At 68.3% G+C, this 9,902-nt stretch carries 12 protein-coding genes and 2 pseudogenes; 7 read left to right on the forward strand and 7 right to left on the reverse strand.

Features of this window, described 5'->3' with window-relative positions; translation table 11 throughout:
• The first annotated feature begins 161 nt into the window (after positions 1-161).
• Positions 162-491, forward strand: a complete 330-nt coding sequence (locus GJ632_RS14940; RefSeq protein ID WP_394351814.1) for an EamA family transporter — start codon at positions 162-164, stop codon at positions 489-491.
• A 65-nt stretch (positions 492-556) separates the two neighbouring features.
• Here the strand turns inward: GJ632_RS14940 and thpR are convergent.
• A pseudogene (thpR, locus tag GJ632_RS14945) lies at positions 557-1,115 on the reverse strand (RNA 2',3'-cyclic phosphodiesterase).
• 131 nt (positions 1,116-1,246) lie between these two features.
• On the opposite strand from thpR, the gene GJ632_RS14950 reads away from it, so the two are divergent.
• The 4 genes from GJ632_RS14950 (at position 1,247) to GJ632_RS14965 (ending at position 4,660) form a co-directional block, all read left to right on the forward strand.
• Complete coding sequence (locus GJ632_RS14950; protein ID WP_089803910.1) at positions 1,247-1,993, forward strand: tetratricopeptide repeat protein; 747 nt, start codon at positions 1,247-1,249, stop codon at positions 1,991-1,993.
• Entirely contained in the window at positions 1,993-2,295 is a 303-nt protein-coding gene (locus tag GJ632_RS14955) for a DUF424 domain-containing protein (RefSeq protein ID WP_191453375.1), read from the forward strand. Before GJ632_RS14950 ends, GJ632_RS14955 begins: the two co-directional genes overlap by 1 nt.
• Before the next feature lie 132 nt (positions 2,296-2,427).
• Positions 2,428-3,699, forward strand: a complete 1,272-nt coding sequence (gene sufS / locus GJ632_RS14960) for a bifunctional cysteine desulfurase/selenocysteine lyase SufS (RefSeq protein ID WP_343161199.1) — start codon at positions 2,428-2,430, stop codon at positions 3,697-3,699.
• A 112-nt stretch (positions 3,700-3,811) separates the two neighbouring features.
• A complete protein-coding gene (locus GJ632_RS14965) occupies positions 3,812-4,660 on the forward strand; it encodes a hypothetical protein (protein WP_191453377.1) in 849 nt (282 codons plus the stop codon).
• A 14-nt stretch (positions 4,661-4,674) separates the two neighbouring features.
• On the opposite strand, the gene GJ632_RS14970 is transcribed toward GJ632_RS14965, so the two are convergent.
• Positions 4,675-5,121, reverse strand: coding sequence for a universal stress protein (locus GJ632_RS14970; RefSeq protein WP_089803906.1), 447 nt, complete (start codon positions 5,119-5,121; stop codon positions 4,675-4,677).
• A gap of 118 nt (positions 5,122-5,239) precedes the next feature.
• Here GJ632_RS14970 and GJ632_RS14975 point away from each other — a divergent pair, with 118 nt between their 5' ends.
• Both GJ632_RS14975 and sufU read left to right on the forward strand, forming a co-directional pair.
• Positions 5,240-5,833 carry a mechanosensitive ion channel domain-containing protein gene (locus tag GJ632_RS14975; RefSeq protein ID WP_191453378.1) on the forward strand — a complete coding sequence of 198 codons (594 nt, stop codon included), beginning with the start codon at positions 5,240-5,242 and terminating at the stop codon, positions 5,831-5,833.
• A gap of 82 nt (positions 5,834-5,915) precedes the next feature.
• A pseudogene (sufU, locus tag GJ632_RS14980) lies at positions 5,916-6,334 on the forward strand (Fe-S cluster assembly sulfur transfer protein SufU).
• A 24-nt stretch (positions 6,335-6,358) separates the two neighbouring features.
• On the opposite strand, the gene GJ632_RS14985 reads toward sufU, so the two are convergent.
• The 5 genes from GJ632_RS14985 to GJ632_RS22255 form a co-directional block, all read right to left on the reverse strand.
• Positions 6,359-6,994, reverse strand: a complete 636-nt coding sequence (locus GJ632_RS14985) for a DUF1641 domain-containing protein (RefSeq protein WP_191453379.1) — start codon at positions 6,992-6,994, stop codon at positions 6,359-6,361.
• A 9-nt stretch (positions 6,995-7,003) separates the two neighbouring features.
• On the reverse strand, positions 7,004-8,146 hold the full coding sequence (locus GJ632_RS14990) for an NAD(P)/FAD-dependent oxidoreductase (protein WP_191453380.1): 1,143 nt from the start codon (positions 8,144-8,146) through the stop codon (positions 7,004-7,006).
• A 56-nt stretch (positions 8,147-8,202) separates the two neighbouring features.
• Positions 8,203-8,445: a sulfurtransferase TusA family protein gene (locus GJ632_RS14995; RefSeq protein WP_191453381.1), complete on the reverse strand. Its 243-nt coding sequence runs from the start codon at positions 8,443-8,445 to the stop codon at positions 8,203-8,205.
• Positions 8,438-8,617, reverse strand: coding sequence for a hypothetical protein (locus GJ632_RS15000; RefSeq protein WP_191453382.1), 180 nt, complete (start codon positions 8,615-8,617; stop codon positions 8,438-8,440). The genes GJ632_RS14995 and GJ632_RS15000 overlap by 8 nt, the downstream gene beginning before the upstream one ends.
• Before the next feature lie 227 nt (positions 8,618-8,844).
• The coding region (locus GJ632_RS22255) for a hypothetical protein (RefSeq protein ID WP_197428024.1) at positions 8,845-9,902 on the reverse strand (1,058 nt) is incomplete at its 5' end.

Raw genomic sequence — 9,902 nt, forward strand, 5'->3', positions numbered from 1 at the left:
GACCTGCTGGGCGTCGGCCTCGTCCTCGCCTCCGCCGTCGCGTTCGCCCTCGGGGCGGTGCTGACGCACGGCGCCGAGTCGGACCTCCCCTTCTTCTCGACGCAGGCGTGGATGATGCTCGTCGGCGCTCTCGTCCTCCACGGCACGAGCGTCGCCCTCCCGTGGGAGTCGTTCGCGGCCGCCGAGTGGCGCCCGAGGCCGTCGCCGCGCTCTTCTACCTCGCCGTCGTCGCCGGCGCGGGCGGGTTCGGGATGTACTTCTGGCTGCTCGACCACGTCGGGCCGATGGAGGCGAGCCTGCTGGAGTACGTCATCCCCGTCTTCGCCGCCGTCGCCGGGTGGCTGGTCCGCGGGACGGCCGTCGACGCCACCACCGTCGGCGGGTTCGGCGTCATCTTCGTCGGCTTCCTCCTCGTCAAGCGCGAGGACGTGCGCCGGGAGTTCGTCCGGTTGCAGGACCGCGGGCGGGCCGCCCCGCGCGACGCGGACTGAGCGCGGCAGAAAGCCGTCGCGACGGCGGACGCCGCTATCGCTCTACAGCGGACGCCGCTATCGCTCTACAGCGGATACCGCTCGACCGTCTCGTACCGGGGGCCGTCGTCGGTCAGTCTGCTCTCCGTCAGGCGAACCTCCTCGACGCGGAACGTCCCGATGTCCGGGTCCGCCTCGCTGACGACGCGCCGCACCAGGTCCTTACCGCGCGCGTCGTCCATCCGCGCGATGGTCACGTGCGGCGTGAACGAGTGCGCCTCCGCGTCGAAGCCGCGTTCGACCGCCTCGCGTTCGATGGCCTCGGCGAGGGTCGTCGTCTCCGCCGCGCCCGCGCCGTCGCGGACGCCCGCCCAGACGACGCTGATGTAGTCCAGCGACGGGAAGACGCCGAATCCGCCGACGGTGGCGTCGTACGGTGCCGCGTCGCGTCGGCTATCGCCGCCTGCACCGCGTCTCGCACGTCGGGGACGCGCGACTCGTCGGTGTCGCCGAGGAACTTCATCGTCACGTGCGCCTGTGCGGGGTCGGTGAACCGGAGGCCGTCGCGTCGGCGAAGCGCTCTTGGGCCGACCGGACGGCGTCGGTGAGCGAGTCGGGGAGGTCGATGCTCACGAACAGTCGCATGGCGGAACGTCGGTTTCCCAGCGAATTCAACGTTCTGTCGCCGTCCGTCACTCGTTCGCGCCGGGCGCAGTTCGGCCGCACGACGGCCGCGTGACGCAGTTCTTAACCGTCTCGACACCGAATCCGTCCGCATGGCAGAAGACGGCGAGCGAGACAAGCCCCACCGCTTTTCCGAGGGACAGGGGTTCAGCGAGGACTACGACGAGTTCTCGCTCGACCCGCCGGAACTGAACGTCGACCCGGCGAAGGTGGACCCCGTCGACACGCGGGTCATCGCCGACGAACTCGACGAACGGAACGTCGCGTCCGACGAAGTCGACGTCGAACAACTCGTCGACGTCGGCCTCTCGTACATGCAGATAAACCGGTTCGAGGAGGCGACCGAGACGTTCGAACGCGCCGCGCAGTTCGCCGACGAGGACTCGTTGGCGGCGCAGGAGGCGTGGGTGAACAAGGGCGCCGCGCACGCCCAACTGGAGGAGTACGACGAGGCCATCGGCGCGTATCAGGAGGCCCTCCGCATCGACGACGACTCCGAACACGCCGCCTCGGCGGAGACGAACCTCGCCTACGCCCTCTGGCAGTTCGGCGAGACCGAGGAGGCGCTTCACCACGCCGAACGCGCCGTGGAGATAGACCCGCGCTTCGCGCAGGCGTGGTACAACCGCGGCTTCTTCCTGCAGGAACGCGGCCTGAGCGAGGACGCCGTCAACGCGTTCGACAACGCCATCCGCCTCGGGATGCGCAGCGCGGACGTGCTCGAAGAGAAGGCGCGCGCCCTGGAGGACCTCGGCCGCGAGGACGAGGCCGAACAGGTCCAACAGCAGGCCAACGAACTCCGGCAGCAGCAGGAACAGGAACTCGTCGAGGACCGGTGATGCTACTGCGAGAGCGAGAGACGCCGGAGGGGCTCTTGGTCTCCGTCTGTGACCGCGACTGCCTCGGGAAGACGTACGAGGACGGTCCGGTGTCGCTCGAAGTGACCGAGGAGTTCTACGGCGGCGAGGAGGCCGACGACGTGGGCGCGCAGGCCGTCGTCGACAGTCTCACGCGCGCGTCGGTGGCGAACATCGTCGGCGAACGGGCGGTCGAAGTCGCCGTGGACGCCGGCATCGTGGACGAGGAGACGGTCCTCGACGTGGGCGAGACGCGCCACGCGCAACTGCTCTGGATGCGGTAGCGGGCGGAGCGCCGGCGCAATCGTAGTCTATTTTCGTCGAATCGGCGCACGAACGTTACCGATTTCGGTTTCGTCGCGGCCCCGAGACCGAAGCGGTGTTAGTGCTGGGACCGTTAGAGAGACCCAATGGGAGTGCAGGAATCGTACCCGATAGACGTCGCGGCCATCCGCGAGGACTTCCCCATCCTCGACCGGAAGGTAGGCGGCGACTTCACGGTACCCGGCGAGGACGAGGACGACGACTTACCGCTTGTCTACCTCGACAACGCGGCGACCAGTCAGACGCCGAAACAGGTAGTCGACGCCATCGTGGACTACTACTACGGCTACAACTCGAACGTCCACCGCGGCATCCACCACCTGAGTCAGGAGGCGTCCGTCGCCTACGAGAACGCCCACGACCGAGTGGCGGAGTTCATCGGGGCGGCCGGCCGCGAGGAGGTCGTGTTCACGAAGAACACCACCGAGGCGATGAACCTCGTCGCCTACGCGTGGGGTCTGGAGGAACTCGAACCCGGCGACACGGTGGTCCTCACGGAGATGGAACACCACGCCTCGCTTGTCACGTGGCAGCAAATAGCCAAGAAGACGGGCGCGTCCGTGGAGTACGTCCGAGTGGACGACGAGGGCCGCCTCGACATGGAGCACGCGAAGGAACTGATAGACGAGGACGCGAAGATGGTGTCCGTCGTCCACGTCTCGAACACGCTCGGCACCGTCAACCCCGTCGCCGAACTCGCCGACATGGCCCACGAGGTGGGCGCGTACGTCTTCGTCGACGGCGCGCAGTCCGTCCCGACGCGCCCGGTGGACGTGAAGGACATCGACGCCGACTTCTTCGCCTTCTCGGGTCACAAGATGCTCGGCCCGACGGGCATCGGCGTCCTCTACGGGAAGGAGGAGATTCTCGACGAGATGTCGCCGTACCTCTACGGCGGCGAGATGATTCGCCGCGTCACCTACGAGGACTCGACGTGGGAGGACCTGCCGTGGAAGTTCGAGGCGGGCACGCCCGTCATCGAACAGGGCATCGCCCTCCACGCGGCCATCGACTACCTCGACGACGTCGGGATGGAGAACGTCCAGGAACACGAGGAACGCCTCGCCGAGTACGCCTACGACCGACTGACCGAGTTCGACGACATCGAAATCTACGGCCCGCCGGGCGACGACAGGGGCGGACTGGTCGCGTTCAACCTCGACGGCGTCCACGCGCACGACCTCTCCAGTATCCTCAACGACCGCGCCGTCGCCGTCCGCGCCGGCGACCACTGCACGCAACCCCTGCACGACAAACTCGGCGTCTCCGCGTCCACTCGCGCGTCGTTCTACATCTACAACACGTACGACGAGATAGACGAACTCGTCGACGCCGTCGACGACGCCCGCCAGTTGTTCGCGTAGGACCGGCCGTCCCTCGACTGCCGCGTCGAACCCAGTTAAAAATCTGGGGGGCGAGTCACTGTCCCAGACAACGGGTGTCGCGTATTTTTATGTGGCAGGACAATCGCGTCGTATGGCAGTCGCCAGAGCCCTCCAGGCAGCAGGCGGCGCGCTCCGACGAAATCCGAGCATCGTCGGCGTCGTGCTCGCCTTCATGTTGGCACAGCTTCCGGTACAGTTCGCGCAACTCCTCGGCCCGACGGCGGCCGTCGCGGCAAGCGGCGTCACCGTCGTCCTGTCGTTGGTGCTCGTCCCGTTCGTCTTCGCCGGCATGCTCGGGATGGCCGCCGAAGCGCTCGACGGCACGACGAGTCTCGGCACGTTCGTCGCGGCGGGCAAGCGACACTACACGTCGATGCTGGGCGCGTACGGCCTGCTGTTGGTCGGCGCGGTCGTCTTCGGCATCGTCTCGTCGATACTGTTCGCCGTCGTCTCCGTGGGCGTGTTCGCGCCGCTGGCGTCCGGCGGGGCGCTGAACCCCTCGACGTTCGGCATCGTCGCGCCCGTCGTCCTCGTCGCGTTCGTCCTGCTGTGGTTCCTACCGCTGTTCTTCGTGCAGTTCTACGGGCAGGCCATCGTCCTCGACGGGGCGGGCGCGCTCGGCGGCTTCAAGCGGAGCGTCGGCGTCGTCCGGCGGAACCTGCTGTCGGTGTTCGGGTACTCCGTCGTCGTGTTCATCGCCGGCCTCGTCCTCGGACTGCTCACGAGCATCCCCTCGACGCTCATCTCCGCACAGCGCCTCCCGGCCGCGACGTTCCCGGACCTCCCGCTGTCGCTCCTGGCGGGACTCGCAGTCGCCGGCAACGTCCTCATGGCGCTGTTCGGGAGCCTCTTTCTGGTGTTCTCGGTCGCGTTCTACCGGTCGCTCGACCGACCGGGTGACGCGGACGGACCCGAGTCCTTGCAGAGTGCGGTCGCGTAGTCGACCGCGCGGACTCACGTCACCGGTTTGCGAATCGTGGTGACGGGGACCGGCGAGCGTCGGACCAGTCCGCTGGCGACGCTCCCGAAGATGCGCGCTTCCAGCGACGGCCGACCGTGTGCGCCGACGACGATCAGGTCGGCGCCGTACTCGTCGGTCGCCCCGACGATGGTGTCGACGAGGGGGCCGACGCCGACGCCCGTCTCGACGGTGACGTCGTACTCGTCGGCTATCGTCGTCGCCTCCTCGAACAACTCCTCGGCGTGCTCTCGCCGTTCCTCGAGCCACTGGTCCCACTCGCTGGGATGGTCGCCCCACCCGGCCGCCGCCGTCTCGTCGGTCCCTCTGTCCACGACGAACAGGACCGTGACCTCGCTCGTCGGAAACTCCGAGCAGACGTACCGCAGCGCCTGTTCCGCGAGCATCGAGCCGTCGTACGGAACCAGAACGTGTGAAGGCATACCGACGGGTACGTCCCGGCGGCTATTAATGTCATCTGTGTGAAAATAGCGGTCGACTCGTCGGACCGCCTCCACGCCACCCCAATCGTTATTCACCGCTGATACGTCTGTGCGCAGTATGCTCCAGACGACTGGTATCGCCGGGGTCGTTCGCGAGACGACGGCGGAGTTCCTCGGCGGCCTGCAGGAGGCGGTCCCGAGCGTGCTCGGGGGCCTCGTCTTCCTCGCCCTCGCGTACGTCCTCATCAGAGTCGCGTTGTGGGTCCTCCGCGGGTCGCTCGACGCGCTGTACCCCGACGAACAGGACCTCGTCGTCGACCTCGGCGTCACCGCCGCGGGCGTGTTCCTCTGGTTCGGTGCCGCGCTGGCGTTCTTCAAGATAGTCGGCATGGGTGACGTGGCGGCGAGTCTCGGCACCGCGACGGGGTTCGTCGCCCTCGGCGTCTCCTACGCGCTGTCGAACATGATAGCCGACACGGTGGCGGGCGTCTACCTGCTCCGCGACCCGGACTTCAACCCGGGCGACCGGGTGGTCGCCGACCCCGTGACGGGCGTCGTCGAGTCCATCGGCCTGCGGAAGAGCCGCTTCCGCGACGAGTCGGGCGACGTGGTGGTCGTCGCGAACCGCGACGTGGAGAAGAAGTGGCGACAGGTGAGCGCTGGCGCGGACGGCGACGGCGACGCGGAGTCGGCGTCGACGTCGGCCGCGTGACCCCGTTCCGGAACCGAGGGACGCGGCGGTTTTCGAACGCCCCGGAACCCTTATGGGACGAACTCGCTTACCAACGCCCACTATGGGTATGGGCTCGGACATGTATCGACAGCAGATTCTGGACCACTACAAGAACCCCCGGAACAAGGGCGAGATGGAGGACCCCACGTTCGCCCACACCGGGGAGAACCCCTCCTGCGGCGACACCATCACGATGCAGGTCAAACTGGCCGACGACGGCGAGACAATCGAGTTCGTCGCCTTCACCGGTGACGGCTGCGCCATCAGTCAGGCCTCCGCGAGCATGCTCTCGGAGCGACTGCAGGGGACGACGCTGTCGGAACTGGAGGAGATGGACACCGACGACGTGACCGAGATGCTCGGCGTCGACATCTCGCCGATGCGCATCAAGTGCGCCGTCCTCGCTCGGCAGGTGGCACAGGACGGCGCCGCCATCTACGAGGGCGACGCGACGAGGCCACGACGACGACCGAGGAGTAGCCGGCCGCCCGTCTCCGCCGTTTCTCACCGACGCAGCGACGCGCCGACCGACTTCGCTATCGAGACGAAGTAGCCGACGCCAGCCCGAACATCGCCGTCTCGCAGGGCCCGAATCACGCCCCGGAGCCCGATGGGTTCCGGCGGGTCGTCCGGGTCGCTCGCCCGTCCGACCGCCCGCATGAGCACCGTCAGTCCCCGGACGGTGTCGGGGTCGGACGCCTCGTCGACGACTTCGCCGAGGGCCGACCCCGTCGAGGCGAGTTCGGCCACCATGTCGTCTTCGAGTGCGCCGGAGGCCAGCGAGACGACGTCGGCGAGTGCGACGACGTCGTCGAGGGTCCCCGAGCGCTGGAGTTCGACCAACGTCTCCAGCGCCTCGGACAGTTCGTCGCCGTTCTCGCCGACCGCCGTCGCGAGGCGGACCGTCTCGGGCGTGGCCGCGGCGTCGCCCGCCTCGGCCAGCGTGGCCGCCGTCCCGGTGAGTTCGGCCACCATGTCGTCTTCGAGCGCGCCGCTTCCCAGTTCGACCACGTCGAGCAGTTCGTTCACCACGTCGAGTCGTTCCACGAAGCGGGCGACCGCCTCGGGGTTCTCCTCGATGGCGCGTTCGAGGTCGGTCGTCGCCGCCTCGAACTCGACTTCGGAGTTGGATTCGCTCATGGTATCACCTCAGAGTAGCCCTCGGGCGGTGAGCCAGTAGGACTCGTTGTAGGCGAGTTTCGCCCAGTGGACGAACTTCGACTCGTCTCTGACGACCGGTTCGGTCTCGTAGTCGAACGAGAGGAACGTCGCCGAGTTCATGCCCGCCTCCAGGAAGCAGACGGTCTTCCCGTCGTACGTCGCCGTCGGCACCCGGTCGCGGACGCGACTGGCGATGCGTTCGGCGACGACGGACGCCTGGTAGTGGGCGGCGCTGCCGGCCTTCGGTGCCGGCACGTCGCTCGCGTCGCCGAGGGCGTACACGTCGTCGGCGTGCTTCGCTTCGAGCGTGTGCTTGTCCACCTCGACCCACCCGCCGTCGCCGAGGCCCGAGTCCATCACGAGTTCGTCGCCGCGGTGCGGCGGGATGGCGACGAGGAGGTCGTAGTCGAGTTCCTCGCCCTCCATCGAGTGGACGACGCCCGCCTCGGGGTCGACCTCCTCCGCGTTGAAGAACGTGACCGCGTCGATGTCGCGTTCCGCGAAGCGCGGTTCGGCCCAGTCGTGGACGGGCACCTTCCCGTGGAGTCGCTGGATGGGGTACGTGTAGGTGATGTCCACCTGGTCGCGGACGCCGCGTTCGCGGAACCACTCGTCCGCCATCATCACGAACTCGACGGGGGCCGCCGGGCACATGTGCGGCGACCCGACGACGGAGAGGACGAGGTGGCCCTCGGTGAAGTCCGCGAGGGCGTCGCGGAGTCGCTCCGCGCCGTCGGCGCTGTAGAAGTTGTGCGCCCCCTCGACCAGTCCGGGCACCTCCTCGGGGGTGATGGTCGCCCCCGTCGCGAGGACGAGGTGGTCGTACGACAGGTCGGAGCCGTCGCGGAGCGTCAGGCGCTTCCCGTCGGTGTCGATGCCCTCGACGCGGTCGTACACGAGGTCGATCCGCGGATCGACGAGGTCCGCGAGGGGTCTGACGCCGTCGGACACGTCGCGCTGACCGAAGGCGACGTACAGCCAGACCGGCTTGTAGACGTGATCGGTCGATTCGTTCACGAGCGTCACTTCGACGTCGCCCGCGTCCAGTTCCGACGCGAGACCGTCTGCCAGTCGGTTCGCGAGGACCGAGCCGCCGGTTCCGCCGCCGACGATTGCAATTCGTTGTGTCATTGTATTGGATCGGTGAGAGGTTCGTTCAGCGAGCTGTTCAAACTATCCCGGAGCGGTCACGACGACTTCTGGACGTAGATGCTCCAGTAGTCGTCGTGTTCCTCCATCGCGAGGAGTTCGTGGCCGGCCTTCTCCAGCCACTCCGGGACGTCGTCTTTCGAACCCGCGTCGCTCGTCTGCAGTTCGATGACGGTTCCGGGGTCGGCGTCTTTGATCGCACTGACCAGCTCCATCAGAGGGCCGGGGCAGCCGGCACCGCGTTGGTCTAGCGTCACGTCGGGGAATATCGATTCACTCATTGTTGTCACCTCGAACGGGGAGTACCTGTGTGTCCGTCGCGCGGTTCGGGAAGCCGGCGACGCCGAGTTCGTCGTCGAACACGTCGGCGTAGTCTTCCAGCGTGCGCCCCACCGTGGCCGCGCTCAGCGTCGTCAGGTCCGCCGGCGCCGAGACGACTCCGAATCCGTTCATGATGGGGTCACGGTTAGTCGTTGGCAGCCACGACGGATAATATTGTGGTTCAATTCCAATACTGTGAGAACCATCTCGGCGTTCGGTTCGACGTCGCGTCGTTCGGTCGGTTTCGGTCCTGTCTGTGGGCTCGACGGTGCGACGACCCGTCCGGTGATTCTCTGTACGTACAAGTTCGTCGGTGTCGGCACCGCGCGTCTCGACGGGTGTCGCGTCGGCGAGTCGTCTCAGTCGACGCAGCCGGTCACGTCCCGGTTGTGCGCGTCGTACCCGAGTCGCCCGTCGTCGAGTTGCGCCGTGCGTGCGCCGTGCCACTCCGTCCTCGTCGCCGCCGGGACCCGCCCCCGAACCGCGTCGGCGACGGTGTCCACGATGACGCGGAGGAAGTACGCCTCGTCCGCCGGGTACGCGCCGTCGACCGGACGAACCGCCCAGTCGGCGTCGGCGGCGACGAACTCGACGCCTCGCCGGCCGAGGTGGCGTTCGAGTCGACGGCCCGCCCGCGACCCCAGTCGGTCGTCGCCGTGCATGGTGTCGTGGTACGCCGAGAGAACCGCGTCGTCGGCCTCGTGGGACGGGGAGAACGCCGTCCCGCCGTCGAACGTGATGGGGAAGGAGAACCGGCCGCCCGCGTCGAGGCCGTCGAGCAGTCGGTCGACGCCCGCCGGTCCGAGTAGGTCCACGAACGCCTGCGCGAGGACGAACGTCCACCCGCCCGCGTCGGCCGCGTCGAGGGCGTCGCCGCGGACGAACCGGGCGTCTATCGCGCTCTCGCCGCGGAGCGACAGCGACCCCACCGTCTCGCCCGGTCCGTCGAAGACGCCGGCGTCCGAGACGGCCCACCCGCGGTCCCGCGCCGCCGCCGCGGTCAGGTCGCGGCCGAGGCGGAGGACGTCGGCGTCGGCGTCGACGGCGACGTACGTCAGGTCCGGCGGGTCCGGCCAGTCGAGGAGACGGCGGAGGAACGGGGCCGTCCCGCGCCCGCGTCGAGGAGGCGAACGTCGCCGGACCGCCCGGCGAGGTCCGTCCGGACGCGTCGGCGGACGCCGGGGTCGAACGTTCGGTCGTCGACCGTCTCCTTCGCGAGGAGGTAGCGCCGGTCGTCCCCCTTCATCGCTCCCCCTCCGCGCGGGTCCGCCGGTGACCCGCGGCGTCCGACGACGCCCCGTCGTGTCCGGCCTCGCCTCGTCGCCGTCTGCCGTTCGTTCCTCGTCGTCTGCCGTCGCCTCGGCCCCCATCGCGGCGACGTCCCCGAGGAACCCCCGGAGGTCGGCCACCGTCTCGG

Source organism: Halogeometricum sp. CBA1124, from assembly GCF_009741955.1.
GTDB lineage: Archaea > Halobacteriota > Halobacteria > Halobacteriales > Haloferacaceae > Halogeometricum > Halogeometricum rufum.

What these genes read in the sequence shown, in the direction of transcription:
- GJ632_RS14950 (WP_089803910.1), top strand. Translation starts at nt 1,247, where the DNA reads ATGGCAGAAGACGGCGAGCGAGACAAGCCCCACCGCTTTTCCGAGGGA.
- GJ632_RS14955 (WP_191453375.1), top strand. Translation starts at nt 1,993, where the DNA reads ATGCTACTGCGAGAGCGAGAGACGCCGGAGGGGCTCTTGGTCTCCGTC.
- GJ632_RS14965 (WP_191453377.1), top strand. Translation starts at nt 3,812, where the DNA reads ATGGCAGTCGCCAGAGCCCTCCAGGCAGCAGGCGGCGCGCTCCGACGA.
- GJ632_RS14970 (WP_089803906.1), bottom strand. Translation starts at nt 5,121, where the DNA reads ATGCCTTCACACGTTCTGGTTCCGTACGACGGCTCGATGCTCGCGGAA.
- GJ632_RS14975 (WP_191453378.1), top strand. Translation starts at nt 5,240, where the DNA reads ATGCTCCAGACGACTGGTATCGCCGGGGTCGTTCGCGAGACGACGGCG.
- GJ632_RS14985 (WP_191453379.1), bottom strand. Translation starts at nt 6,994, where the DNA reads ATGAGCGAATCCAACTCCGAAGTCGAGTTCGAGGCGGCGACGACCGAC.
- GJ632_RS14990 (WP_191453380.1), bottom strand. Translation starts at nt 8,146, where the DNA reads ATGACACAACGAATTGCAATCGTCGGCGGCGGAACCGGCGGCTCGGTC.
- GJ632_RS14995 (WP_191453381.1), bottom strand. Translation starts at nt 8,445, where the DNA reads ATGAGTGAATCGATATTCCCCGACGTGACGCTAGACCAACGCGGTGCC.
- GJ632_RS15000 (WP_191453382.1), bottom strand. Translation starts at nt 8,617, where the DNA reads ATGAACGGATTCGGAGTCGTCTCGGCGCCGGCGGACCTGACGACGCTG.